22 protein-coding genes and 1 riboswitch are annotated in these 26,262 nt (G+C 66.2%); of the genes, 6 read left to right on the forward strand and 16 right to left on the reverse strand.

Annotated features, from left to right (window positions below):
* The first annotated feature begins 61 nt into the window (after positions 1–61).
* Positions 62–169, forward strand: a riboswitch (TPP riboswitch).
* On the forward strand, positions 164–1,981 hold the full coding sequence (gene thiC, locus NFC73_RS16850; RefSeq protein ID WP_372494684.1) for a phosphomethylpyrimidine synthase ThiC: 1,818 nt from the start codon (positions 164–166) through the stop codon (positions 1,979–1,981). (Overlaps the previous riboswitch by 6 nt.)
* A gap of 4 nt (positions 1,982–1,985) precedes the next feature.
* Here thiC and NFC73_RS16855 read toward each other — a convergent pair whose 3' ends face one another.
* Together NFC73_RS16855 and ffh are read right to left on the reverse strand one after the other, a co-directional pair.
* On the reverse strand, positions 1,986–2,720 hold the full coding sequence (locus NFC73_RS16855; protein ID WP_254752029.1) for an alpha/beta hydrolase: 735 nt from the start codon (positions 2,718–2,720) through the stop codon (positions 1,986–1,988).
* Between the two features lie 102 nt (positions 2,721–2,822).
* Positions 2,823–4,403: a signal recognition particle protein gene (ffh, locus tag NFC73_RS16860; protein ID WP_056349117.1), complete on the reverse strand. Its 1,581-nt coding sequence runs from the start codon at positions 4,401–4,403 to the stop codon at positions 2,823–2,825.
* 88 nt (positions 4,404–4,491) lie between these two features.
* Here ffh and NFC73_RS16865 point away from each other — a divergent pair, with 88 nt between their 5' ends.
* Positions 4,492–5,895: a glucose-6-phosphate dehydrogenase gene (locus NFC73_RS16865; RefSeq protein ID WP_254752031.1), complete on the forward strand. Its 1,404-nt coding sequence runs from the start codon at positions 4,492–4,494 to the stop codon at positions 5,893–5,895.
* Between the two features lie 131 nt (positions 5,896–6,026).
* Here the strand turns inward: NFC73_RS16865 and NFC73_RS16870 are convergent, their stop codons facing one another.
* Both NFC73_RS16870 and NFC73_RS16875 read right to left on the reverse strand, forming a co-directional pair.
* Positions 6,027–6,365, reverse strand: coding sequence for a P-II family nitrogen regulator (locus tag NFC73_RS16870; RefSeq protein WP_056349123.1), 339 nt, complete (start codon positions 6,363–6,365; stop codon positions 6,027–6,029).
* Positions 6,362–7,711 (reverse strand): ammonium transporter, encoded by a 1,350-nt coding sequence (locus tag NFC73_RS16875; RefSeq protein ID WP_254752033.1) that lies wholly within the window; start codon positions 7,709–7,711, stop codon positions 6,362–6,364. Before NFC73_RS16875 ends, NFC73_RS16870 begins: the two co-directional genes overlap by 4 nt.
* Positions 7,712–7,938: 227 nt before the next feature.
* Here NFC73_RS16875 and NFC73_RS16880 point away from each other — a divergent pair, with 227 nt between their 5' ends.
* On the forward strand, positions 7,939–9,180 hold the full coding sequence (locus NFC73_RS16880; RefSeq protein ID WP_254752035.1) for an MFS transporter: 1,242 nt from the start codon (positions 7,939–7,941) through the stop codon (positions 9,178–9,180).
* Between the two features lie 78 nt (positions 9,181–9,258).
* Here NFC73_RS16880 and ftsY read toward each other — a convergent pair whose 3' ends face one another.
* The 7 genes from ftsY to coaD form a co-directional block, all read right to left on the reverse strand.
* Entirely contained in the window at positions 9,259–10,467 is a 1,209-nt protein-coding gene (ftsY, locus tag NFC73_RS16885; protein ID WP_254752037.1) for a signal recognition particle-docking protein FtsY, read from the reverse strand.
* Positions 10,468–10,522: 55 nt separating this feature from the next.
* Positions 10,523–14,113, reverse strand: a complete 3,591-nt coding sequence (gene smc / locus NFC73_RS16890; RefSeq protein ID WP_254752039.1) for a chromosome segregation protein SMC — start codon at positions 14,111–14,113, stop codon at positions 10,523–10,525.
* A gap of 141 nt (positions 14,114–14,254) precedes the next feature.
* Positions 14,255–15,202, reverse strand: coding sequence for a bifunctional DNA-formamidopyrimidine glycosylase/DNA-(apurinic or apyrimidinic site) lyase (gene mutM, locus NFC73_RS16895; RefSeq protein WP_254752041.1), 948 nt, complete (start codon positions 15,200–15,202; stop codon positions 14,255–14,257).
* 8 nt (positions 15,203–15,210) lie between these two features.
* Entirely contained in the window at positions 15,211–15,951 is a 741-nt protein-coding gene (rnc, locus tag NFC73_RS16900; protein ID WP_254752043.1) for a ribonuclease III, read from the reverse strand.
* 21 nt (positions 15,952–15,972) lie between these two features.
* Positions 15,973–16,176: a 50S ribosomal protein L32 gene (gene rpmF, locus NFC73_RS16905; protein ID WP_009356569.1), complete on the reverse strand. Its 204-nt coding sequence runs from the start codon at positions 16,174–16,176 to the stop codon at positions 15,973–15,975.
* Positions 16,177–16,212: 36 nt separating this feature from the next.
* Entirely contained in the window at positions 16,213–16,737 is a 525-nt protein-coding gene (locus NFC73_RS16910) for a YceD family protein (protein WP_254752045.1), read from the reverse strand.
* A gap of 136 nt (positions 16,738–16,873) precedes the next feature.
* Positions 16,874–17,374: a pantetheine-phosphate adenylyltransferase gene (coaD, locus tag NFC73_RS16915; protein ID WP_141140891.1), complete on the reverse strand. Its 501-nt coding sequence runs from the start codon at positions 17,372–17,374 to the stop codon at positions 16,874–16,876.
* A 43-nt stretch (positions 17,375–17,417) separates the two neighbouring features.
* Here coaD and NFC73_RS16920 point away from each other — a divergent pair, with 43 nt between their 5' ends.
* Together NFC73_RS16920 and NFC73_RS16925 are read left to right on the forward strand one after the other, a co-directional pair.
* On the forward strand, positions 17,418–18,647 hold the full coding sequence (locus tag NFC73_RS16920; RefSeq protein WP_254752047.1) for an aminotransferase class I/II-fold pyridoxal phosphate-dependent enzyme: 1,230 nt from the start codon (positions 17,418–17,420) through the stop codon (positions 18,645–18,647).
* The gene (locus tag NFC73_RS16925) at positions 18,647–19,435 is read left to right on the forward strand and encodes a spermidine synthase (protein ID WP_254752049.1); all 789 of its coding nucleotides are present in this window, start codon (positions 18,647–18,649) and stop codon (positions 19,433–19,435) included. The genes NFC73_RS16920 and NFC73_RS16925 overlap by 1 nt, the downstream gene beginning before the upstream one ends.
* Positions 19,436–19,466: 31 nt before the next feature.
* Here NFC73_RS16925 and rsmD read toward each other — a convergent pair whose 3' ends face one another.
* From rsmD to thiL, 4 genes are read right to left on the reverse strand one after another with little or no spacing between them, the layout of a single operon-like run.
* Positions 19,467–20,090: a 16S rRNA (guanine(966)-N(2))-methyltransferase RsmD gene (gene rsmD, locus NFC73_RS16930; protein WP_254752051.1), complete on the reverse strand. Its 624-nt coding sequence runs from the start codon at positions 20,088–20,090 to the stop codon at positions 19,467–19,469.
* Between the two features lie 9 nt (positions 20,091–20,099).
* On the reverse strand, positions 20,100–22,382 hold the full coding sequence (locus NFC73_RS16935; protein WP_254752053.1) for an ATP-dependent DNA helicase RecG: 2,283 nt from the start codon (positions 22,380–22,382) through the stop codon (positions 20,100–20,102).
* Positions 22,372–23,382, reverse strand: a complete 1,011-nt coding sequence (locus NFC73_RS16940; RefSeq protein WP_254752055.1) for a DAK2 domain-containing protein — start codon at positions 23,380–23,382, stop codon at positions 22,372–22,374. Before NFC73_RS16940 ends, NFC73_RS16935 begins: the two co-directional genes overlap by 11 nt.
* A 22-nt stretch (positions 23,383–23,404) precedes the next feature.
* Complete coding sequence (gene thiL, locus NFC73_RS16945) at positions 23,405–24,415, reverse strand: thiamine-phosphate kinase (protein ID WP_254752164.1); 1,011 nt, start codon at positions 24,413–24,415, stop codon at positions 23,405–23,407.
* Positions 24,416–24,568: 153 nt separating this feature from the next.
* On the opposite strand from thiL, the gene NFC73_RS16950 reads away from it, so the two are divergent.
* Positions 24,569–25,072 carry a DUF3515 domain-containing protein gene (locus NFC73_RS16950; RefSeq protein ID WP_254752057.1) on the forward strand — a complete coding sequence of 168 codons (504 nt, stop codon included), beginning with the start codon at positions 24,569–24,571 and terminating at the stop codon, positions 25,070–25,072.
* A gap of 39 nt (positions 25,073–25,111) precedes the next feature.
* On the opposite strand, the gene NFC73_RS16955 is transcribed toward NFC73_RS16950, so the two are convergent.
* Positions 25,112–26,260, reverse strand: a complete 1,149-nt coding sequence (locus NFC73_RS16955) for a D-alanine--D-alanine ligase family protein (protein ID WP_254752059.1) — start codon at positions 26,258–26,260, stop codon at positions 25,112–25,114.
* Between the last annotated feature and the right edge of the window lie 2 nt (positions 26,261–26,262).

The raw sequence follows: 26,262 nt of genomic DNA on the forward strand, positions 1-26,262 counted from the left end.
GATTGCGACCGCATTCCCGTGATTGCTGTGACGGGTCCACCCTCGGCCTGTGGTAGCTTCAACTTGACCACACGGGAGCCCTTGCAGGGGCTGAGATCGGGCTGACGCAGCCTGCGACCGTTGAACCTGTCCGGGTAATGCCGGCGAAGGAAGTGAGTATTCATTGAATACACAAGAAACACAGCTGATCCCTGCCAAAAATGAAGCCGACGTGGATCAAACGCTCCAACCTGAAACCCAGTCGCTGAAGTCCCACTCGCTGGCGTTTATCAACGATGAGGCCACCGGGATCCGCGTTCCCGTGACCGAAATCGCCCTCGAACCGTCGCCAAACGGCGAGGCGAACGGGCCTTTCCGGACCTACCGAACGGCGGGACCGGGCAGCGATCCGGTGGTGGGCCTCAACCCGTTCCGCTCGGAGTGGATCGCCGCCCGCGGAGACACCGAGCCCTATAGCGGCCGGGAGCGGAACCTGCTCGACGACGGCAAGTCGGCCGTGCGCCGGGGCGCAGCCTCTGCGGAATGGAAGGGTGCTCAGCCGGTTCCCCGCCGCGCCGTCGAAGGCAAGACCGTCACGCAGATGCACTACGCGCGGAAGGGTGTCATCACCCCCGAGATGCAGTTCATCGCCCTCCGTGAAAATTGCGACGTGGAACTGGTCCGCAGCGAGGTGGCGGCCGGCCGGGCCATCATCCCCAACAACATCAACCACCCGGAATCCGAACCAATGATTATCGGCAAGGCCTTCCTGGTGAAGATCAATGCCAACATCGGCAACTCGGCCGTGACCAGCTCCATCGCCGAGGAAGTAGACAAACTCCAGTGGGCCACCCAGTGGGGTGCCGACACGGTGATGGACCTGTCCACCGGCGACGACATCCACACCACCCGGGAATGGCTCATCCGCAACTCCCCCGTCCCCATCGGCACGGTGCCCATCTACCAGGCCCTGGAGAAGGTCAACGGCGAGGCCAACGCCCTGACTTGGGAGATCTACCGGGACACGGTCATTGAGCAATGCGAGCAGGGTGTGGACTACATGACCATCCACGCCGGCGTGCTGCTGCGTTACGTGCCGCTGACGGCCAACCGCGTCACCGGCATCGTCTCCCGAGGCGGCGCGATCATGGCCGGGTGGTGCCTGGCGCACCACCAGGAGAACTTCCTCTACACCCACTTCGACGAGCTGTGCGAAATCTTCGCCAAGTACGACGTCGCGTTCTCCCTGGGCGACGGACTGCGCCCGGGGGCGACGGCGGACGCCAACGACGCCGCCCAGTTCGCCGAGCTGGACACGCTGGCTGAACTGACCCAGCGGGCGTGGGAATTCGACGTGCAGGTCATGGTGGAAGGTCCCGGGCACGTCCCGTTCCACCTGGTACGGGAGAACGTGGAACGCCAGCAGGAACTCTGCAAGGGCGCCCCGTTCTATACCCTGGGGCCGCTGGTCACGGATATTGCCCCGGGCTATGACCACATCACGTCCGCAATCGGCGCCACCGAAATCGCCCGGTACGGCACGGCGATGCTTTGCTACGTCACGCCCAAGGAACACCTTGGCCTGCCGAACAAGGACGACGTGAAGACCGGGGTGATCACCTACAAGATCGCCGCCCACGCAGCAGACCTTGCCAAAGGCCACCCCGGCGCCCATGAGAGGGATGATGCCCTGTCCAAGGCCCGGTTCGAGTTCCGCTGGCGCGACCAGTTCGCGCTGTCCCTGGACCCGGTCACGGCGGAGGCCTTCCACGACGAGACGCTGCCTGCCGAACCGGCCAAAACCGCCCACTTCTGCTCCATGTGCGGCCCGAAGTTCTGTTCCATGAAGATCAGCCAGGACATCAGGGACGAATACGGTTCGGCAGACTCGCAGGCGGCCATCGCCGAGGCCTACAGCGGGATGCGCGAAAAGAGTGCGGAGTTCCTGGCCGCCGGCGGGAAGGTCTACCTCCCCGAGCTTCGGATCCCGGCCGGCAGCTGACGGCTCAGGAAGCCTGAACCGAGCGTGACCTGCCGACGTCGGCGATGAAGGACCGGATGGCACGGTCACCTTCGGCAGAGTCCTGGGGCCGGTGTCCTCCCGCAGCAATGCGGTGCAGGGCACCGGTTTCCTGCAGATATCCGGCGATTTCCTCGTAGAGCGGTTCCCACCCACCCGTCAGGACCAGGGTGGGGACGCCCGGAACAATGTGCAGCGGGGCCTCCCAGGACGGCGCCTGCAACCGGAGCCGGCGCGCCGACCGTTTTTCCTCCGGCGTGGCGGGCTCCTGCAGGTCCGCCGCGAACATTCGCCGCACGAACTCCCGCTGGAAGTCTTCATCGCTGAGCTGGTTTCGGAGGTCGAACAGCGGTTGCATCAGGGCGCGGTGTGCGGCCGTGGCCGGCAGTTCTGCGGTCAGGGACAGGCACGCCGGTTCTACCAGCGTGAGGGAATACACCAGCTCGGGGCGTTCCACGGCAGCCATCATGGCCGCAATCGCGCCCTCGGCGTGGGCAACAACATGGCCGCCGGCGGCCCCGCGGCCGTCATCGGCAAGTGAGCGCAGGATGATGGCGGTATCTTCGGAGAACGAGGACTCCACGGGTTCAGCGACGGAGTCAAAACCGTGCCGCCGCAGGAACAGGGCGTCGTACGTCAGCGCCATGCCGTGCTGGCGCAGCCACGCCGCGGCACCGAAAGGTCCGGCGCCGTGCACGAACACTACCCGCTGTTTGAACATGACCCAACCCTATTCCACGGCACCGACATCCCTATTGGGCAGGAGCCAGTGTGGTTATGAGTGCCCACAACGACGCCTGCTGCTACCCAGTCGGGAGGGTGGTTACTTGCCGAGGAACTTGTCGAATCCCTTGGGTAGGTTCAGCTGCGACGGGTCGAAGTCGCCGCCCTGCTGGCCGAATGCTGCCCCCGTGGGGAGCGCCTTCGCCGCGCCGGCCCGCCGGGCCTCGGCGTCCTTCAACTCCTGGGCAGCCTTGGCAGGGTTGCCTGAGCGGGCCTTCTTCTTCGGGGCGTTCTTGCCGCCCTTCCGCGCACCGCCGGGGCCGCCCATACCAGGCATCCCGGGCATTCCGGGCATGCCGCCGCCCTGGGCCATCTTCTTCATCATCTTCTGGGCCTGGCCGAAGCGCTCCAGCAGGCCGTTGACCTCGGAGACATGCACGCCGGAACCCCGGGCAATGCGTGCCCGGCGGGAGCCGTTGATGATCTTCGGGGCGACGCGTTCGTGCGGCGTCATGGAACGCACGATCGCTTCGACACGGTCGATTTCGCGCTCGTCAAAGTTCTCCAGCTGCTCGCGGATGTTCTGCGCACCGGGCATCATCATGAGCATCTTCTTCATGGAGCCCATGTTGCGGATCTGCTGCATCTGGGAGAGGAAGTCGTCGAGGGTGAAGTCTTCCTGGTCGGCGAATTTCTTCGCCATCCGGGCGGCCTCGTCCTTGTCCCAGTTCTTTTCGGCCTGCTCAATCAGGGTGAGGACGTCACCCATGTCCAGGATGCGGGAGGCCATGCGGTCCGGATGGAACAGCTCAAAGTCATCCACGCCTTCGCCGGTGGAGGCGAACATCACCGGCTTACCGGTGACCGACGCAACCGAGAGTGCGGCACCGCCGCGGGCGTCGCCGTCGAGCTTTGACAGCACGATTCCGGTGAAGTTCACACCCTCGTCAAACGCCACAGCCGTGTTCACGGCGTCCTGCCCGATCATGGCGTCGATCACGAACAGCACTTCATTGGGGACGATGGCGCGGCGGATCTCGCTCGCCTGCTCCATCATCTCGGCGTCAACACCGAGGCGCCCGGCGGTGTCAACAATCACGACGTCGTGCAGCTTCTGGCGCGCTTCCTCGACGCCGGCGCGGGCGACGGCGACCGGGTCACCGGCGGGGTGCTCCAGTTCCGAAGTGGCTCCGGGGTGCGGCGCGAAAACGGGCACGCCGGCGCGGTTGCCGACAACCTGGAGCTGGGTGACGGCATTGGGCCGCTGGAGATCACATGCCACCAGCAGGGGGCTGTGGCCTTGGGCCTTGAGCCATTTGGCGAGCTTGCCCGCCAGGGTGGTCTTGCCGGCACCCTGGAGGCCGGCCAGCATGATGATGGTGGGACCGGTCTTGGCAAGGCGGATCCGGCGGGTCTCGCCACCGAGGATCTCAACAAGTTCCTCATTGACGATCTTGACGATCTGCTGGCTGGGGTTCAGGGCCCCCGATACCTCTGCCCCGAGGGCACGCTCGCGGACGCGGGCCGTAAACTCACGCACCACGGGCACGGCGACATCGGCATCCAGGAGAGCGCGGCGGATCTCCCGGACTGTGGCATCGACGTCGGCCTCAGTGAGGCGGCCCTTGCCACGGAGATTCTTGAAGGTTGCTGTCAACCGGTCAGAGAGTGAATTAAACACGCGCCGCGCACTTCTTTCAGTGGATTTACAGGGGGGACTCGACTATCTAGGGTACCAAGTCGGGCTTGCCGGATGACATGCTGGCAGGGTGACCAGCCAAACAAGTGTAAAAACCCTGCTCATTCTGGGTGCCTCAGGCGATCTGACGGGACGCCTCCTGCTCCCGGGACTGGCCCGGCTGGTGGCGAGCGGCCGCGCCGATGGCCTGACCCTGGTGGGCGCCGGCTCCGATGCCTGGACGCCGGAAAAGTGGCGGACCCGGGTCCACGAAGCCTTCGCCCCCGCCGCGGAGGCCGCCGACGCTGCTGGCAAGAAGGCACTCAGTGCCTTGGCGGAAGCTACCCCCTACCACCAGCTGGATGTTACGGCGGACGGAGCCCTGGCGGCATTGTTCTCGGGCCTGGAGGGCCCCACCGCGATCTATTTTGCGTTGCCTCCACATGTCAGCCAGCTGGCCTGCGAGTCACTGCACCGCGACCAGGTTCCGGCCGGAACACGGCTGGTGATGGAGAAGCCGTTCGGCGCTGGTGTTGCCTCGGCCCGTTCCCTTAATCACACACTCGCCGCGCTGGTGCCGGAGGACCACATTCACCGGGTGGACCACTTCCTGGGCAAGGCGACGGTGCTCAACATCCTGGGCCTGCGTTTTGCGAACAATTTCCTGGAACCCGTCTGGAACCGCGAGCATGTGGAGAAGGTCGAGATCATCTTCGACGAGGACCTGGCACTGGAGGGAAGGGCGCGGTATTACGACAACGCCGGTGCCCTGCGCGACATGATCCAGAGCCACCTGCTCCAGATCATGGCCCTGATGGCCATTGAGCCGCCGGCCACCATCGGGGAACGGGACCTCCGGGACGCCATCGCCGCCGTGCTCCGCGCCAGCAGCATCAGTGCGCCGTACGCGAACTCCACCCGCCGGGCCACGTACACGGCGGGTTCGATTGCCGGCCGGAACGTCCCGGACTACACGCAGGAAGAAGGCGTGGACGCAGCCCGCGGGACAGAGACCCTGGCGGAAGTCCGGGTGGACATCGACAACTGGCGCTGGAAGGGGGTCCCGTTCATCCTGCGGTCGGGCAAGGCCCTCGGGGTGAAACGCAAGGAAGCCGTGGTCACCTTCCGCCCTGTCCCGCATCTGCCGGCAGGATTCACGGGCGTGGACTCCCCCAACCAGCTGCGGATCGGGTTCGGGCCGGATACCCTGGCGTTCGACGTCGACGTGAACGGCCCCGGCAGCATCTTGAGCCTGAGCCGGACAACGCTGAATGCGGAGCTCAGTGCTTCTGAATTGCTGCCCTATGGGGAAGTGCTGGAGGGCGTCCTGAGTGGCGACCCGCTGCTCTCGGTGCGCGGCGACACGGCGGAGGACTGCTGGCGGATTCTTGAACCGGTGCTGAAGGCCTGGCAGCGGGGCACGGTGCCGCTGGAAAAGTACGACGCCGGCTCGGCCGGCCCCGCCGGATGGCCACGTTCCGAGGCGGCTGGCTAAGTGTCCGCTGGCTGGCTGAGCGGCGGCTCCGTGGGTCCCGACAAACAGAGCGGGCAGGGAACCTTCGAGGTTCCCTGCCCGCTCTTTTGTGTGGAACAGTCGGCTTTGCCGATCAATCAGCTTCCGGACTGCTAGATGGCGGCGACGCCGCGTTCTCCCGTGCGGACCCTGACTGCTTCGAAGACGTCCACGGTCCAGACCTTGCCATCGCCCGCGCGGCCCGTGTTGGAGCTGGCGATGATGACGTCCAGGATGTCATCTGCCTGCTCGTCGGTGGCGAGGACTTCAACCCGGATCTTTGGCAGGAGGTCCACGTTGTATTCAGCTCCGCGGTAAACCTCCGTGTAGCCTCGCTGGCGGCCGTAGCCGCTGGCCGCGCTGACCGTCAGCCCCTGGACTCCGTAGGACTCCAGGCCTTCCCGGATGGCTTCGAGCTTCTCCGGGCGGACGATAGCTGTGATCAGTTTCATGCTTCCACGCTTTCCTTGCCCGCTGCCGGTTCGGTCTTCTTGGAGCCGGCTGCTCCGCCTTCAGTGGCCGTTCCCTTGCCCGTGATCAGTTCGTGGAGTGGCTGGAAACTCCCGCCGTGGCCGCCCACTCCGAACTCGTACGCCGTCTCCGCGTGCAGGCTGAGGTCAACACCAACAACTTCCTGCTCCTGCGAGACGCGGAAGCCCATGGTCTTGTGGATGGCGTAGGCGATGATCGCCGTGAGGATTGCCGAGTACGCGATGGCGATGCCGGCTGCTGCGAGCTGGGCCCAAAGCTGGGTCGCGCCGCCGCCGTAGAAGAGGCCGCCGCCCACACCGTCGGTGGGGAGGGCGATGAAGCCCAGGGCCACCGTTCCGATGATGCCGGAGACCAGGTGAACGCCCACAACGTCCAGGGAGTCATCGAAGCCCCAGCGGAACTTGAGGCCGACGGCCAGGGCCGAAGCGACACCGGCGATGACGCCGAGACCGAGTGCGCCCACCGGGCTGACGTTGGCACAGGCCGGGGTGATGGCAACCAGGCCGGCAACCACGCCGGAGGCAGCACCAAGGGAGGTGGGGTGGCCGTCGCGGATGCGTTCGGTGACGAGCCAGCCGAGCATTGCCGCGGCCGGGGCTGCGAGGGTGTTGACCCAGATCAGGCCGCCCTGCTCAGCAGTTGTGGCCGCGCCGCCGTTGAAGCCGAACCAGCCGAACCACAGGATGGCTGCACCGAGCATCACGAACGGGATGTTGTGCGGGCGGTGGTTGGGGTCCTTGCCGAAGCCGCGGCGGTTGCCGATGATCAGGACCAGAACAAGGGCTGCCACACCGGCGTTGATGTGGACCACGGTGCCGCCGGCGAAGTCGATGGCCGGGCCGAGCGCCTGGCCAATGGCGCCTTCCGGGCCGAAGAGGCCGCCGCCCCAGACCATGTAGGCCAGGGGGCAGTAGACGAGCGTGACCCAGACGGGGACGAAGAGGGCCCAGGCGCCGAACTTGGCGCGGTCAGCGATCGCGCCGCTGATGAGTGCCACCGTGATGATGGCGAAGGTGGCGGCGTAGCCGACCTTGATGAGCCCGTCCGGGCTGGTGATGCCTTCAAGGCCGAAGGTGGCGAACGGGTTCCCGACAATCTGCATGAAGCCCTCGCCGGAGCTCATCGAAGCGCCCCAGAGCACCCAGACCACGCCGACCATGCCGATGGAGATGAAGCTCATCATCATCATGTTCAGTGCAGCTTTGGCGCGCGTCATGCCGCCGTAGAAAAATGCCAGACCCGGTGTCATGAACAGCACGAGTGCTGCTGCCACCATGAGCCATACGTGACCTGCGGTAAGTTCCATGGTGCACGTCCTCCCTATGATCGATGCTGCGGAATGCTCCGCCTTACTAACGCCTTTTGCGTCCTGTATCGAGTGTGTCGCTGCCGTGTTTCGCCCGCGGAGGATTTACATTGCCGGATTGTTACAACAACCTCCCGGAAGTAAATGGTGCATATCTGGCTTGTTACGGTTATGTTTCACCACTGCCGCCGGCCACCGGCTGCCTACCTTGCAAGGATTCCCGCCCCATGACGGCAACATCACGCGTGAGCCGCGCCACAACACGGATCTTGTCTGTTATCCGCCCGCAGAGGCCCACGCTTCCGCGCGACATCAAGGTGATGCTCGCTGCGGCGTTCCTGATTGCACTCGGTTTTGGCCTGGTGGCACCGGTCTTGCCCCAGTTCGCCACCACTTTCGACGTCGGGGCAACGGCCGCCGCCGTGATCGTGAGCATCTTCGCCTTCATGCGGCTGGTGTTCGCGCCGGCGGGCGGGGCCCTGATCGGCCGATGGGGTGAGCGGCCCGTATATGTGGCGGGGCTGCTGATTGTGGCCGTATCAACGGCGGCGTGCGCCTTTGCCCAGGACTATTGGCAGCTGCTGGTCTTCCGGGGGCTCGGCGGCGTGGGCTCGGTGATGTTCACGGTGGCTTCCATGGCCCTTGTGGTGCGGCTGGCGCCGCCGGAAAGCCGGGGCAGGGTATCCGGCGCTTACGCGTCCGCGTTCCTGATCGGCAGCGTCCTGGGCCCTGTGGTAGGTGGGTTGCTCGCCGGATTCGGCTTGCGGGTGCCGTTCCTTTGCTACGCCGCCGCGCTGATCCTTGCTGCCGCGGTGGTGCAGACCCAGCTCAGCCACGCGCCGTCCGCGGACCGGTCCGCAGTGGGCCGCGCCCCGGACATGCGCTTCGCCGAGGCCTGGGGAACTGGTGTGTACCGCTCGGCGTTGCTGTCCAGCTTCGCCAACGGCTGGGCCACATTCGGTGTACGGATGGCCACCGTCCCGCTGTTTGCCGTTGCTGCGCTGGGCGCCGGTCCCGAGGCCGCCGGCCTTGCGCTGGCCGTTTTCGCCGCGGGCAATGCCGCTGCACTGACGTTCTCCGGCCGGCTGGCGGACAGCCTGGGCAGGCGGCCGCTGATGGTCGTGGGGCTCCTGGTCGCCGGACTCGCCACAGCCGCCATCGGCTTCACGTCCCACCTGGGCTGGTTCCTCGCCGCATCGGTTGTGGCCGGGGTGGGGTCCGGCCTGCTGGGACCTGCCCAGCAGGCCGCCGTCGCGGATGTCATTGGCAATGAACGGTCCGGCGGGCGGGTCCTGGCGGCCTACCAGATGACCTCGGACGTCGGGGCCATTGCCGGACCGGTGCTGGTGGGCGTCCTGGCGGACCGGCTCGGCTACGGCTGGGCCTTCGGCGTCACCGGCGGTGTGCTGGTGCTCGCGGCGGCCTGCTGGTCCGTGACGCGCGAGCCGCTGAAACGCAACGAGAGGTGAGTTCCCGCCGCTAAAGCCTGTGCTTAGCGGCGGGAACTCACCCCTCGTTGGTGTCGACCCGTGGCGTGGACCCGGTCCCTAGTTCAGCAGGGCGTCGACAAAGCCTTCAACTTCGAACGGAGCCAGGTCATCGGCGCCTTCGCCAAGACCGATCAGCTTGACCGGCACGCCGAGTGATTTCTGGATGGCCACCACGATGCCACCCTTGGCGGTCCCGTCCAGCTTGGTCAGGACGATGCCGGTGATGTTCACGACCTCCGAGAAAACGCGGGCCTGGTTCAGGCCGTTCTGGCCGGTGGTGGCGTCCAGCACCAGCAGTACCTCATCCACCTCGGCCAGCTTCTCGATGACGCGCTTGACCTTGCCGAGTTCGTCCATGAGGCCGGTCTTGTTCTGCAGGCGGCCCGCCGTGTCAATCATGACAACGTCGACTTCCTGGTCAATGCCCGCCTTGACCGCCTCATAGGCGACGGACGCCGGGTCCGCGCCGTCGACGTCGGACTTCACGGTGGGAACACCCACACGCTGGCCCCACGTGGCCAACTGTTCCGCGGCTGCCGCGCGGAACGTGTCCGCCGCGCCCAGCAGGACGTCCTTGTCCTCGGCAACGAGCACGCGGGCGAGCTTGCCCACGGTGGTGGTCTTGCCCACGCCATTGACGCCTACCACCAGCACGACGGCCGGCTTGTCCGCGTGCCGGTCGGTGCGCAGGGCGCGGTCCATGGTGGGATCCACGAGCTTGATCAGTTCCTCGCGGAGCAGTGCCTTGACCTGCTCGGGGGTCCTGGTGCCGAGTATTTTCACGCGCTCCCGGAGGGCGTCGACCAGCTGCATGGTGGGTTCGGTGCCGAGGTCGGCCAGCAGGAGGGTCTCCTCCACTTCGTCCCAGACGCTCTCGTCGATCTTGTCGCTGGACAGCAACGCGAGCAGGCTCTTGCCGAGGATGTTGTTCGACCGGACCAGGCGCTCACGGAGGCGGGTCAGGCGGCCGGCGACGGGAAGGGGGGTCTCAACCTGGATGGTTTCCAGGCCAGCCACGTCATCGGGTACATCGGTGACCTCGAGGTCTTCGAGGTCGACGCCGGCGGGAGCGTTGCGCTCGGCCGGAACCACCGGCGCGTCCTCGAGCAGCGTGCCACCGCCTTGCGGGGTGGGGGGATCGTTGGCGTCGCGGGTCCCGGGGTACTGGGTGATGTTCTTCCGCGTCTTCAACAGGACCGGGATCAGCCCGCCAATAACCGCCAGGGCAGCAACAATGGACAGAATAATGGGGAGGATGTCATTCACTCCCCTAGCTTCTCACAAACGTGGCAGGCGTTCGGGGCCGCCACCTGCGCGGACTCTAGACGTCGGCGCCCAAGCGCTGGCTGATGACGGTGGACACGCCGTCCCCGCGCATGGTGACGCCGTACAGCGCATCAGCCACTTCCATGGTCCGTTTCTGGTGGGTGATCACGATCAGCTGGCTGGACTCCCGAAGCTCTTCGAAGATGGTGATAAGCCGGCCGAGGTTGGTGTCATCAAGGGCCGCTTCTACCTCGTCCATGACATAGAACGGCGAGGGGCGGGCTTTGAAGATGGCAACCAAGAGTGCGACGGCGGTGAGGGACCGTTCGCCTCCTGACAACAGTGAGAGGCGCTTGATTTTCTTGCCGGCAGGTCGTGCTTCGACTTCGATTCCGGTGGTGAGCATGTCCGAAGGATCCGTCAGGACCAGCCGGCCTTCGCCGCCGGGAAAGAGGCGTTCAAACACGTGGACGAACTGGTCCCGGGTGTCCTCAAAGGCCTCGGTGAAGACGCGCTGGACCCGGTCATCCACTTCCTTGATGATGTCCAGCAGGTCCTTGCGGCTGGATTTCAGGTCCTCCAGCTGGGTGCTGAGGAACTGGTGGCGTTCCTCCAGGGCCGCAAACTCCTCCAGTGCCAGCGGGTTGACCTTGCCCAGGGCTGACAGGTCCCTCTCGGCTTTCCGGAGGCGCTTCTCCTGTTCCTCGCGGACAAAGGGCTTGCCTTCGGGGACCGGTGTGCCGTCGTCGTCCACGGGTGTCCGCAGTGCCGCCCATTTGTCCCCGCTTTCGTCCGCGGGGACGGGCACGGGAACGTGCGGGCCGAAGTCCGCCACCAGCACGTCGGGGGTGATCCCGAGTTCCTCGATGGAACGTGTTTCCAGGGCTTCAATCCGCGCCCGCTGCTGGGCGCGGGCCAGTTCGTCCCGGTGAACCGAGTCGGTCAGCTCTGCCAGTTCGCGGGCCAGCGCATCATTGGTTGTCCGGGTCGCCAGCAGTGCACGGTCCCGCTCTTCCCGGTTCTCTTCGGCGAGGTCACGTTCATGCCGGGCCAGCTCAACAGAAACATCGATGAACCGGATTGCCAGCTCCACCGCAGCGGAGACGGCGGCCGCCCGTCTGGCCTGGATCCGACGGCGCCGCGCCCGTTCTGCAGCCTCTTCACGCGCCCGTCGTTCGGTGGCCGCGGCCCGTTCCAGCGAGAGGGCCCGGTTGCGGGTGGCGGTCAGCTGCTCTTCCGTGCTGCGCAGCGACAGCCTCGCGTCCATCTCCGCGGACCTGGCCAGGGATGCGGCCAAGGCGAGCGCATCACGGTGTTCGGTGGAGGGTTCCTCTTCGGCGGGCGCCTCCTGCGCCGCAGCCAGCCGCGCCGCAACGGCGGCGAGCGCCTGTTCCTCGGTCACAACATTGGCCTCGGCCCTGGCCAGGGAGGTGGCCAGCCTGTCGCTTTCGCCGACGGCGCTGCGAAGGATGGAGTTCAGGTGGCCGAGCTTTTCGGCCACAGCCGCCAGCCGGGCGTCGGAATCGTGCAGGCGGTCCAGGGCAGCCTCTGCCCTCGTCCGGGCCTCGGCGCGCCGGACCTCGGCGCCGGCCAGGGCGAACCTGTTCCGTTCCAGATCCGCGGTGACAACGGCCAGCCGGGCCTCAGCGTCGTCCACGGCGGCCTGCACCTCAAGCAAGGACGGAACCTTCGCCGAGCCTCCAGTCACTGTGAGGGCGGTAAACACGTCCCCGGCCCGGGTCACGGCTGTCAGGTCCGGGCGTTCGGCAACCAGCAGCCCCGCAGCATCCAGGTCTTCAACAACTGCCACCCCGGTCAGGAGCGCGGCCACGGCGGGTGCGGTGACGCCCCCGCCGGATGCCAGGTCCACAGCCCAGCTTGCGCCCGCCGGCAAGGGTCCGCCCGGGCCGGAGTTTGCGTCCGGCAGGGGCAAAGCAGACGCCAGTAGCAGGGAGGCACGCCCCGCATCGTCGTCCTTCAGGAGGTGCACCACGACTGCGGCCACGGCTGGATCCCGGACCACTATCGCTTCGGAGGCATCGCCCAGTGCCGCGGCAATCGCCGTTTCATAACCCGGCTGAATGGTGAGGCCCGAGGCAAGCGTGCCCACAACGCCATCCAGCCCGGAGTTGAGGGCGTGCGCCGTGCCGTCTTTTCGGTTAAGGCCGAGCTGCAGTGCGTCCCGTCGGGCCACGAGGGCGTCACGTTGGCGGACATCTTCTCCCCCTGCGGAGGTCAGATCGGCAATCTCCTGGACGACGGCGTCGAGCCCTGCGCTGGCGTCCTCGTAGTCGGCGTCGAGGCTTTCCTCCCCCTCTTCGACCCCCGCCACCTGGGTTTCGAGGGCGGTGAACTCCGACTGGGCCCGGCGGCGGCGTTCCTGGCCGGCGGCGAGTGATTCCCGCAACCTGCCCAGTTCGGCCTGCGCTGATTCAACCCGCGATCTTGCCGCACCAACGGCTCCGGCAAGTTTCGCCAAGCCCTCGCGCCGGTCCGCTGCGGCCCGCAGGACGGCAGTGAGCCTTTTTTCCTCGGCAGACGCCTCGAGTTCGGCCCCGGTCTTCGCAGCCGTCGCTGAGTCCAGCACGCTGCGCCGGTCCAGGATGTGGCGCTCCAGCTCCGTCAGCTCGTCCCGGACCCGGACGGCCTGCCGTTCCAGCTGCTCAGGATCCCTGCCCGAGTACGGTTCAGCATCAACGGCGCCCAGCAGCCGGCCGCGTTCCTGGGCCAGTGAGCCCAGCGAACGGAGCCGCTCCCTGGACGCGGAGAGCCGGTACCAGGTATCCCGCGCGGCGTTGAGCTTTGGCGTGGCCTCGGCGGCGAGCTGTTCCACAGCTGCCTGCTGGCGGCGCCCCTCCTCCAGCTGCTGCTCCACGACGGCACGGCGGGCCTTCAGCGCCGTTTCGTCAGCCACGTCCTGCTCGAGAGAACCCTGCTGCTGGACGAGGTCGTCGGCCAACAGCCGTGCGCGTGCGTCCCGGACATCGAACTGGACCCGCTGGGCACGCCGCGCCACATCCGCCTGCTTGCCGAGGGGCGTGAGCTGGCGCCTGATCTCCCCCGTCAGGTCGCTCAGCCGTTGCAGGTTCGCCTGCATGGCCTCAAGCTTGCGCACCGTTTTTTCCTTGCGGCGGCGGTGCTTGAGGATCCCGGCCGCTTCCTCGATGAAGCCGCGGCGGTCCTCCGGAGTGGCGTGCAGGACCTTGTCCAGCTGCCCCTGGCCCACGATGACATGCATTTCGCGGCCCATACCGGAATCCGAGAGCAGTTCCTGGATGTCGAGCAGACGGCAGCTGGCGCCGTTAATGGCGTATTCAGAGCCCCCGGTGCGGAAGAGGGTCCGCGAGATGGTGACCTCGCTGTATTCGATGGGCAGCGCCCCGTCCGCGTTGTCGATCGTCAGGGACACATGGGCCCGGCCAAGCGGCGGCCGCCCGGAAGTCCCGGCGAAAATGACGTCCTCCATTTTGCCGCCGCGGAGCGTTTTGGCTCCCTGCTCCCCCATCACCCAGGAGAGGGCGTCCACCACGTTGGACTTGCCGGAACCGTTCGGCCCCACCACTGCCGTGACTCCGGGCTCAAAATCGAAGGTCGTGGCCGACGCAAACGACTTGAACCCACGGACGGTAAGGCTTTTGAGGTGCAAGGTGTTTCTGGTCTCCTGAATGGCTGAAGCGGCTGCTTTGCTGCCCCAAATCTACTGCGTCCCTGCGGGTTTCCACGGATTTCCGGGTGTCTGTCCCTGCACTGGGCAGCGTCCGATCATGGCCGGCAGGGCGACGGCGGCCTACCAGCGACCGTTGCGCGGGCGCGGCTGACAGACCGGGCAGGTGTAGGACGAGCGGTTCATGAACACCTCGCGGCGGAGTATGGAGTTAATCCCGACGGCGGCGCAACGGCTGCAGGGTCTCCCTTCCCGCCCGTAGGCGTTCAGGGAGCGGTCGAAGTAACCAGAGGCCCCGTTGACGTTGACGTACAACGAATCAAAACTGGTACCGCCGGCGGCAAGTGCGTCCAGCATGACTTCGCGCGCGCTGGTGATGAGCCGTTCCGCGTCGCCGCGTCGCAGCGTATCGGTCGGCCTGGCGTAATGCAGTTTTGCCCGCCACAGGGACTCGTCAGCATAGATGTTGCCGATTCCCGATACGAGGCCCTGGTCCAACAGAGCGCGTTTGAGGCCCGTCTTGCGCTTCCGCAGCCGGCTGTAAAAAAGGTCAAAGGAAAATGCCGGGTCCAGCGGATCCCGGGCGATGTGGGAGGCTTCCTCGGCGATCAGCGCAACGGGAGATTCCGCCTGACCGCCCGGGCCGCCGTCGTCCGTGGGAACCATGCCGGTGACGAACAATCCGCCGAAAATCCGCTGATCAACAAACCTGAGCTGTTCGGGCATACCGGCCACAGGACTCAGGCGCAGCCTGACCTTGAGGTGTTTCTCGTCCGGCACGTCGCTGTCCTGCATCAGGAGCTGGCCGCTCATCCCGAGGTGGGCCATCAGTGCGACGGTGGGCGTGTCGGTGGCGCCGGGTGTCTCACGCAACGGCATCCAAAGGAATTTTCCCCGGCGCACCACGTCCACCACCGTGGCACCCTGGAGGTTGCCCCTGAAATCCTCGGCGCCCAGGGCATGGCGGCGGAGGGAGCGCGGGTCCAGCACGTCCACCGATGTGATGGTCCGGCCGCGGACCCAACTCACCAGTCCGCGGCGGACTACTTCGACTTCAGGCAGTTCGGGCACGGCTCAGCCTAGACGCTGCGGGAGGACTCTGGCGATGTGCCCTCCGCCGCTGAGGCCACGGCGGCTCCCGCGCCTGGGGAGAGCTGCCGCCAGGCGTCCGCGGCAGCTTCCTGCTCCGCTTCCTTCTTCGAATGGCCCGACCCATTGCCATATGGCTTGCCCCCGATATTCAGGACAGCCGTGAAAGTACGGGCGTGGTCCGGCCCCGTCCCCTCAACGGCGTAGTAGATAGTGCCCATCTGCCGGCTGGCTGCCAGTTCCTGGATGCTGGTCTTCCAGTCCGTGCCGGCGCCGAGTGCGCCCGCATCCCTAAGGAGCGGACCAATCAGGCGCATGACCAGCTGACGGGCAGTCTCAATGTCGTTGGACACGTACGTGGCACCAATGAGTGCCTCCATGGTGTCCGCCAGGATGGAGGCCTTGTTCTTGCCCTCGGTGAGCTTTTCGCCCTGCCCCAGGTAGATATAGTCCCCGATGCCCAGGCTGCGGCCGATGCCGGCGAGGGCTCGCGTGCTGACAACCGCGGAGCGGCGTTTGGCGAGGTCGCCTTCGGGCAGTGTGGGGTTGTCCCGGTACAGGGCATCGGTCACGGAGAAGCCCAGGATGGAGTCGCCCAGGAATTCGAGCCGCTCGTTGGTGGGGATGCCGCCGTTTTCGTAGGCGTAGGAACGGTGCGTGAGAGCAAGACGAAGCGTCCCGGCGTCAATGGAGACACCGAGACGCTTCAGAAGCTCTTCAGTTGAAGACATCATGTCAGCCCAAGCGGCCGATTAGACGTCTGCGACCTTGCGGCCCTTGTACTCAAGGAACAGCGCGGTGCCAGCCGAGTCGGTAACGACCTTTGCCTGGTGCGGCAGGCTGTAGGTAACCTGGCCGTTTTCGACAGTCTTCACCAAGTGGGGGGCAGTTGCCTTCCACTGGGAGCGGCGGGCGCGGGTATTCGAGCGAGACATTTTCCGCTTCGGGACAGCCACGGCTAACTCATTTCTCTCTAGACAAACACGTACAAATCAGTTTTGCCGGTCAGGCTTAGCCAAGTCGGCTAGGGCGGCCCAGCGAGGATCTACGATCTCGTGGTGATGCCCCGGCTCGTCTTCCAGGCGGACTCCACATTCGGAGCAAAGGCCCTGGCAGTCTTCCCGGCACACCGGCTGGAACGGCAGCATGGTTACAACTGCGTCCCGCAACACCGGCTCAAGATCGATAACATCGCGCTCGACTCGATATTGCTCTTCTTCGTCTTCTTCGTCCGAAAGCACAACGCCCTCATAGAAGAAAAGTTCTTGCACATTGACCTCAAGGTCATACGCAAGGGGATCCAGGCATCTGCCGCATTCGCCTGTTACTTCGGCGACTGCGGTTCCTGATACCAGGATTCCTTCGTGTACGGCCTCAAGCCTCAGATCCAGCTCGATGTCCGAGCCTTCCTGAACGCCAATGAGTGCCACACCAAGATCACTTGGTGCGGGTACATGTTCCTTCAGTGTCCGCATGCTGCCCGGGCTGCGCCCGAGGTCCTTGACGTCGAACGCCAAGGGCGAACTAGCATCTCGTTTAATGAGAACTCCTGTTGAACATATGACCGACGTACCATCTTAGCCTGAAGAACCGCAGGGACTCAAACCAGGCCTGCGAACCACAAGGCAGCGGACGCCGAAGTACCGGACTAGCCTACCCTCTTGCCGGCTGATCGGGCGCAGACCCGCCCGCGAGCAACCTTTTATGTACCGACCGGGGCACATAGTCGGACACGCTGCCACCCAGCCCGGCCACCTCTTTGATGAGGGTGGATGACAAATGCAGGTAGTGCGCCTCCGCGGGCAGGAACACCGTTTCCACACCGCTGAGCTGGCGGTTCATCGTGGCCATCGGAAGTTCGTAGTCGAAGTCTGAGGATGAGCGGAGACCTTTGACGATCGCGGAGACACCGCGCTGGCGGCAGTACTCGGCCAGAAGACCGTCGCCCACCGGCTCCACCACAATGCCTTTGAGGGATGCCAGGGTTTCGCGCGCCATATCCAGGCGGTCCCCCAGGCTGAACATGTACTTCTTCGCATAGTTGGTCGAAACCGCCACGATCACCTCATCGAAGAGGCCGGCGGCACGGGCGATGACCTCGAGATGGCCGTTGTGAATGGGGTCAAAGGATCCGGGGCAGACAGCGCGTCTCATGCACCGAACCTACCGCATGGGACGGCCGGGATACCATGACTGGATGCATCCACCACGGGACCTTTCCATGCCCACCGTGCCTGCCCCGTGGCAGCGCACTGCCTCAGGCGCCAACCTTCTGGGACCTGCCGGCCAACTGGGCGTCACCATCTTCGAAGAGATGACCACGCTGGCGGCGCAGACCGGCGCCATCAACCTCGGGCAGGGCTTTCCTGACGAGGACGGACCGCGGGAAATCAAGGCGGCAGCGATGGCCGCCATCGAAGCCGGGGCCAACCAGTACGCGCCCGGCAAGGGCATCCTGGAACTCCGTGAGGCCGTGGCTACCCACCAGGAACGGTTCTACGGGCTGGCTCCGGACCCGCACACCGAGGTCATCGTCACTACCGGCGCCACAGAGGGTATCGCCGCAACGCTGCTGGCGTTCGTTGGCCCCGGCGACGAGGTGCTGACCTTTGAGCCGTTCTATGACTCGTACGGCGCCGTCATCGGCCTGTCAGGCGCCACCCACGTCACCGCCCCGCTGCTGGCTCCCGAGTTTTACCCTGACATGACAGCCCTGGCGGCGGCCTTCACCGACCGCACCAGGGTGGTGCTGTTGAACAACCCGCACAATCCCACCGGCGCGGTCTTCCCCCGCCAGGTGCTGCAGCGCGTCGTTGAGCTTGCCGCAAAGCATGACTGCCTCATCATCACCGACGAGGTGTACGAGCACCTCACTTTCGGGGCCAGGCACATTCCTGTCGCCACCCTGCCGGGTGCAGCTGAGCGGACCATCACCATCTCGTCTGCCGGAAAGACCTTTTCTTTCACCGGCTGGAAGATCGGCTGGCTGACCGGCCCGGAACACCTGGTGGCGGCCGTCCGCACCGTCAAGCAGTTCCTGACCTACAGCTCCGGTACCCCGTTCCAGGCGGCCATTGCGACCGGCCTCGCACTGCCGGATGAGTTTTACCAGGGTGTTGCGGCCACTCTCCAGAAGAAACGGGACATCCTCAGCGAAGGCCTTCGCGCTGCAGGATTCGACGTTTACACGCCGCAGGGAACCTATTTCGTCAACGTGGACACCGCACCCCTTGGCATTGGCGACTCCGTGGACCTGGCCCGCAGGCTGCCCGGCCTGGTGGGAGTGGCCGCGATCCCCGTCCCCGTGTTCTGCCACCCGGAGGGCGCGGAACGGACACGGAGCCTGCTCAGATTCGCGTTCTGCAAGAAAGTGGAGCTCCTCGAGGAGGCCGCCGCCAGGCTGGCGACCCTCAGCGGAAAGCTCTGATGGCGGAGCCCGGCGGCACACGTTCCACGCGGTTCCTGCGGACCACGGGACAGCACGCGTCCATCGAGCCCGATGCTTTCACCGACGGCGGCTACGTCCTGAGCATCGGCGGGGCCGAGCAGTCCCACGTCAACCTGGCGCATCCTGAGGAGATCTTTTACGAGTACCTGCGGCGGATCGGCCACATTGTGGACCTCGCCGCTCCCGAAGGCCGGCCAATCACCGCGCTCCACCTTGGGGCCGGAGCCCTGACCCTTGCCCGCTACATCCAGGCGACGAGGCCCGGATCCGTCCAGTATGCGGTGGAGCTGGAACGCGAGCTCCTCGACTTTGTCCTGCAGCAACTCCCCCTGCCTGACGGTACCGACCTGCACACCGTCATCGGCGATGCCCGCGATGCCCTGGCGGACCTGGACCCGGCACTTCAGTTCGACGTCGTGATCCTGGACATCTTTTCCGGTCCGGACGCCCCGGCCCACATCGCCTGCGAGGAGTTCTACCAGGAGGCCCGTGCTCGCCTTGGACCGGAAGGCTTGCTGATCGTCAACGTGGGTGATGAACCCGGACTGACCCTGGTGCGAAGCCAGGCCGCCGCCATGCGCCGCGCCATGACCGACGTGGCAGCCTTCGCCGAAACCGGGATGTTCGCGGGCCGCTACCCCGGCAATATCATCCTCGCCGGAACGCAGACTCCGTGGCCCGCAGCCTGGACCGCCGAACTGACGGCACGAGGCCCGCACCCTGCGAAGGTTCTGGCCGGCCTGGACCTGGATGGCCTCGCCGACTGAGCCGCGGACTCCCCGCGTCCCGGGCCGGGCCCTAAACCTGCTTCGGCGACTGCTCCTCAATGACGACGTCCGGCGTGATGGCGTCCGGCACAAATGGCTCCGCGAACCAGAGTCGCGTTTCGCCGTACTTCTTCTCGGCAAACCGTTCCAGGCCGGCGGGCCAGAACGGCTCCGGTGAACGCGAGGACCGCTCCACCACTACCACCGCCGCCGGAGCCAGATGATCGGCGAGTTTGCCCAGCACCGCCGACAGGGCAGGGTCATCCAGCGGATACGGCGGGTCCAGGAATACCAGGTCCCAGCTGGCCGTCTCGGCCGTGCGCTCCAGGAAGGACTCCACCCTGGACCGGTGGACCGTCACTGCCTTGCGGCCCAGCACGCCGTTGATCAGGTCCGCGTTGCGTTGGCACACGGAACTGGCCTTGGCATCGAATTCCACGAGGTCGACGGCCTCAGCGCCCCGGCTGCCGCTCTCCACGCCCAACGATCCGGACCCTGCGTACAGGTCCAGGACCCGGGCACCGGCAATGATCCCGAAGGCCTCGAGCCGGGAGAACAGTGCTTCCTTCACGCGGTCGGTAGTGGGCCTGGTCAGGGAGCCGGGGACGCTGACCAGGGGGGTCCCGCCTGCGGCGCCCGCGATGATGCGGCTCATGGCCGCCTCCTATCCGCGCTCAAGGAACGCCTCCTTCTCGGGGTTCAAGTACTCGTCAATGGCCTCCGCCAACCGCGGATGCCGCGCCAGTGCAGGATCTGAGCCCACGATTTCCTGGGCGTCCTGGCGCGCCTGCGCAATGATGTCCTCGTGTTCCAGCACGCGCAGCAGTTTCAGGGTGGAGCGGCCGCCGGACTGCGAAGCGCCCAGGATGTCGCCCTCGCGGCGCAGCTTCAAGTCCTCCTGCGACAGTTCGAAGCCGTCGGTGGTTGCCGCCACGGCATCGAGCCGGCGCCGGCTCGGGTGCCCGCGTTCGAGGTTGGTGACCAGCAGGCACGTTCCCGGAAGCCCGCCACGGCCCACCCGGCCGCGCAGCTGGTGCAGCTGCGAAATGCCAAAACGGTCGGCGTCGAGGATCACCATCAGTGTTGCGTTGTGGACGTCGACGCCGACTTCGATGACTGTGGTGGAGACCAGGAGCTTGGTCCGGTTGGCGGTGAAGTCGGCCATCGCGGCGGACTTCACTGCGGTGTCCAAACGGCCGTGCATCGGCCCAAGGGGCACCCCGGCCAGGGCCGGCACCTGCAGGAGATGTTCGACGACGGCGGTCACGGACGCGAGCTCCCGCGCAGCGCCGTCGCCCGCGAGGTCAGCCGCGGAAGGTTCCGCTTCCCCCGGGCTGAAGTCGCCGTCGTCGTCCGTTCCGATCCGGGGGCACACCACGTACACCTGGTGCCCGGCGTCGATCTCCTCACGGGAACGGGACCAGATGCGCTCTGCCCAGCCGGGGTTCTCGGCGAGGCCCACCACATGGGTGGAAATCGGTGCCCGGCCGGCCGGGAGCTCGTCCAGGACCGACGTTTCGAGGTCGCCGAAGATCGTCATGGCCACGGTACGCGGAATGGGCGTGGCCGTCATGACCAGCAGGTGCGGCGGCTTGTTGGCCTTGGACCTGAGGACGTCCCGCTGCTCCACGCCGAACCGGTGCTGTTCGTCCACCACGATCAGGCCAAGGTCGTAGAACGCGACGTTGCCGCTGAGCAGCGCGTGCGTGCCGATCACAATCCCGGCGGCGCCGGATGCGGCGTCGAGCATGGCCCGTTTCCGGGCGGCGGTGGGCATGGAGCCCGTGAGGAGGGTGACCTGCACCGCCCGTTCGGCCAGGCTGCCCAGCAGCCCGTCCGCGGACAGCATCGGGTCGCGGGACAGGGAGCCCAGGGTCCGCCGGATGGAATCGAAGTGCTGCGCGGCGAGGACCTCGGTGGGCGCCAGAAGCGCAGCCTGCCCGCCGGCATCCACCACCTGCAGCATCGCCCGCAGCGCGACGATGGTTTTGCCCGAGCCGACCTCACCCTGCAGCAGCCGGTTCATGGGGCTGTCCTGCGCCAGCTCCGTGGCCAGCGTTTTTCCGACGGCGGCCTGGCCGCCGGTGAGTGTGAAGGGAAGCTGCCTGTCAAACGCCGCCAGCAGCCCGTTGATGGCCGGCCGCCGCGCCGTGGCTTCCTCTGCCGCCAGCTGGGCACGGCGCCGCGCCAAGGCCGCCTGCAGGACCAGGGCCTCCTGGTAGCGCAATCGCTCCTGGGCCTTCATCCAGTCAGCCTGCGATTCCGGCCTATGGATGAGCCGGTAGGCCTCGGCCACGGGAAGGAATTTCTCCCTGCGGGCCACCGCCTCCGGCAGCGGATCCGGCAGGGCCTCCAGATCCACGGTTTCCAGGAGCGTGGCGATGACTTTCTGAATCGACCAGCTGGTGAGCTTTGCGGTGGCCGGGTAGACCGGGATGGGCATCGCGGCGAGCTTTTCGGGGTCCATTGCCGGCATGTCCGGGTCCTCGTCGAGGAGGTGGAAGTCCGGGTTGGTCAAACCCAGGGACGTTCCGTAGCGAGTCACCTTGCCGGAGAACATCACCCGCCGGCCAGGCAGGAGCTGCGCCTGTGCCCGGTGTCCGCTAAAAAACGTAATCTTGAGCGTGCCGTGCCCGCTGCCTGGGCCGACTGCGGAAAGGCGCGGACGACCGTGGGAAGCGGCGTCGTCGGTGATCACAACGTCCGTGATGGAACCACGCCGCGTATGCATCTTGCGAGTGCTGTTGGAGAGCACCCGCGCAAAAAGCGTGACCTCTTCGTCCAGCGGCAGCTCGCTGATGGGCGTCAGTTCGCCGCGGTTCAGGTAGCGGCGAGGGAAGTAGTTCAGGAGGCCGCCGACTGTAGCGATGCCCAGATGCTTCTCAATAGCCGATGCTGACCGCCTTCCGATCAGCCGTTCCAGGCCCAGGTCGAGTTCAGCGTTCATGCCCACTGGAGTTCACCGGAGCTGGTTCGGGTTCGCGGGCCAGGGCGAGTTCGCTGACCGAAATGTCGCTGGGCTCGCCGAGGGAACGGATCAGGGCCACCGCGGGTGCGGCGTCGGGGACGTGGACATGGACGCGCCACCGGTAGCTGCCTTCAGCATCGGCCAAACTGTCCACCTGGCTCATGATGACGGACTCGCCGACCTCGTCGAGTCGCTGGCGCAGCGTGGCCGCGCTGAGCGGCGAAAGGCTGATGGTGCACATGACCTCAACGCCGTCGTCAGCCGGCATGTCGGCGTGGATGTGGGGGTCCTGGACGTCGAAGCCGTGCAGCCCGTCGAGGAGTTCGCCCCGCAGTTCCTCGCCAAGAACGGCGGAGCGGAGGCAGTCGAGGATGAGTAGCATACCAACGCCCCCGGCATCGACCACATGCGCGGCTTCAAGGGCCGCCAACTGGCTTTCGGTGCTGACTACTGCTTTCAGCGCGCCGTTGACGGCAGCGTCGAGGGCTTTGCCCAGGGCTTGGTTGCTGTCGTCGCCGTTGTGTCCGGCGTCCACTGCCGCCGCGGCCCGGGCCGCGGCTTCCATCACCGAAAGCATGGTGCCTGGCACGGGGTCGCTCAACGCGGACCAGGCCCGGATCTGGGCACGGTTCAGCGCGGCGGCCAGGAGGGTAGACGTCAGGCGGGTGTGACCGGCCAGGGGTTCAGCAGCGGCGCAGAGAAAGACTGAGAAGAGAGTTCCGGAATTGCCGCGGGCCTGCTCCATCGCAGCCCTTCCGGCACGCGCCAGCACCGCTCCGACATCCGCGTGGCCGGCGTCAGCCGGGACTGCAGCGCCTCGGCCCGCCGGGCCGCTGTGCAGGGCACGGGCGGCCGCCCGAACGGTGAGGTAAAGGTTGGTGCCGGTATCACCGTCCGCCACGGGGAAGATGTTGATGGCATTGAGGCGGTCGCTGTGGTTGGCAATGGCGGTTTCAGCCTTGTCCAACCACCGCTTCATCGCTTGCGCGTTGGCGGCAACCTTAGTCTGCAAAGTGATCCCATCCCCCGGTGCCAACGGCGTGGCCCGCAATTGTGACGCCCGGAAGTGTGGCGCTTCCCAAGGCTTGTACTGAGCCTATCGCAGTGAATCCGGCAGGCAGCTGAACGCCGGCCGGGAATGTGGCCAGCAGCCCGTGGTCCTCTCCCCCGCCCAGCACCCAGACCATGGGGTCAGCTCTGAGAAGGTCCGACGCCGGGCGCAGGGCTTCCGCGAAAGGTTTCAGTGCTGCGGGGTCAAGGTCAAGGACGACGCCGCTGGCTGCGGCGAGGCGGCCGCCGTCGCGCACCAGGCCGTCGGAGACATCCAGCATGGCGGTGGCACCGGCTGACCTGGCCATCGGCCCGGCGGACAGTGGCGGCCGGGGTCTGCACTGAAGTTCCACGAGCACCCGCTGCGCGGGTGCCAGGGACTGCACCGCGATCTCCGACTCCAGGAGGGCGAGCCCGGCTGCGGCCCTGCCCACCGTACCGGCCAGGGCCAGAACGTCGCCGGCACAGGCCCCCGACCGCAGGACCGCCTTGCCGCCAGCCAGTGTGCCCAGCACGGCGACCGTAACGGAAATTTCCCTGCCGCGGCCCAGGTCACCTCCGGCCACCGAGCAGCCGGTGGCACCGAGCTCCCGGATTCCCGCAGTCAGACCGTCGGCCAGGTCCGCCACCCAGCTGACAGGGGTGTCGGGCGGCAACGTCAGGCTCACCACCAACGATGTAGCCACTGCGCCCATGGCGTTGATATCGCTCAGGTTCTGGGCAGCCGCCTTCCAGCCCACATCGAAGCCTGTGGTCCGGTACCCGTTGAGCCACTGAAGCCGGAAATCCTGGTCCTGCACCTGGGTATCGATGCTGATTACCGTCCTGCCATCCGGCGCGGCGACGATGGCGGCATCGTCTCCCGGGCCCAGCAGGGTTGCGGAACTGTGCGGTCCGCCCATGTCCAGCCGCGGAAAGATCCGGGCCAGCAATTCGGTTTCGGACAGCGCGGCGACAGTCATTGTTTCTTCAGTCAACGGAATTTCAGGCACGCCCCTACGCTACAGCGCGGCACCGACATTGCTGATCCACCGCTTGGACGATCAGGCGCGCTCAACGGGCGCACGGTCCGTTGTGCGTCCCGCTCCACACGGCAGCGGCGATAGGCTGGATGGATGCACCATCCCCGTTCTTCCTTGCCTGTCCGCGTGTCCGGAATCCTGCTGACTGCGTCCCTCGCAGGAGCTGTTCTGTCCGCCTGTGCCCCGGCTGTGGATGTCACGGCCGCCGGCGATGCGGCGAACCCGGCCTGCGCTCCGATGATGGTGGCCCTTCCGGACGCCATCGGCGATGCTGCCCTGCGGAAAACCAACAGCCAGGCCACTGCCGCCTGGGGGGACCCGTCACAGGTGATCCTCCGCTGCGGCGTCAACGTTCCGGGCCCGACGACGGACCGATGCGTGAGTGTCAACGGCATCGACTGGGTCATCAAGGAGGGTGATCCGGTGTGGACGCTGACTACCTTCGGCCGCGAACCCGCCACGGAAATCCTGATGGATCCGGAGAAGATCAGCTCCGCGACGGTACTGGCGGATCTTTCCGCTTCAGCGGCAAAGATCCCCGCCAGCCGGAACTGCGTGGGTCAGGAAGACCTGCAGAACCTGCCGTCCAGCAAGTAGGTCAAGAGAGGCTCGACCACCGGGCCACGGGCCTCCGGTTTACCTCAGGCCCGTCTTCCGGTTCAGGGCCAGGTAGATCAGCTCATCGATCAAGTCCGCATAGTCCAGGCCCGATGCTGCCCACATCTGCGGGTACATGCTCTTGGGCGTAAACCCGGGCATGGTGTTGATCTCGTTGATGATGAGTTCACCGTCGGGCGTGTAGAAGAAGTCCACGCGGCTCAGGCCTTCCGCACCTACAGCGTCGAAGGCAGCTGCCGCGAGTTCCCGCACGCGCACGATGGCTTCCTCGGGGATGTCGGCGGGGCAGCTCAATGCGGCGGCGTCGTCCTCAACATACTTCGCGTTGAAATCGTAGAATTCGTGCGTGCCGGCGGCGACGGAAATTTCACCGGGCATGGACGTACGGGGGGAATCGGTTCCGCGTCCCTCCAGGACCGCGCACTCAATCTCGCGCCCTACGATGCCGGCCTCGATGACCAGCTTGAGGTCGTGGCGTCTGGCTTCCTCGACGGCGGCGTCGAGTTCCTCAAGCGAGTCCACTTTGGAGATCCCCATGGACGAACCCGCCCGTGCCGGCTTGACGAACACGGGAAAGCCGAGCTGGTCCACCTGCTTGCGGACGGACTCCGCGTCTTTGACCCACTGCCGGTCAGTGACGGCGATGTACGGCCCCACGTGCAGGCCGGCCGCTTCGAAAACAACCTTCATGTAGTGCTTGTCCATGCCGACAGCCGATGCGAGCACTCCGGCGCCAACGTAGCGGGTATCGGACAATTCCAGCAGCCCTTGGATGGTTCCATCTTCGCCGAAGGGACCATGAAGCAGCGGAAACACAACGTCCACCGTGCCGAGTTCCTGTGGGACCTGGTTGGGCGAGGCGACGATCAGCTGATGCTCGCCGCCGATTTCGGCGAGCGTCACAGTCTCCGACGACGGCGGGACCTCCGGCAGCGACGACGCGGACAGCGACCACTGGGCGGTATCCCCCGCGGCCAGCACCCACTGCCCCGACTTGGCGATGCCGATAGGGATGACGTCGTACTTGTCCTTGTTGATGGCGCCCAGCACGCCGGCGGCAGTCACGCAGCTCACGGCGTGTTCGCTGGACCGGCCGCCAAAAAGCACCGCGACGCGGGGTTTGGCCCGGGGGGCTGAGTCCGCTGCGGTCAGGTTATCGTCGGACATCG

Source organism: Pseudarthrobacter humi (genome assembly GCF_024294965.1).
GTDB classification, from domain to species: Bacteria; Actinomycetota; Actinomycetes; order Actinomycetales; family Micrococcaceae; genus Arthrobacter; species Arthrobacter humi.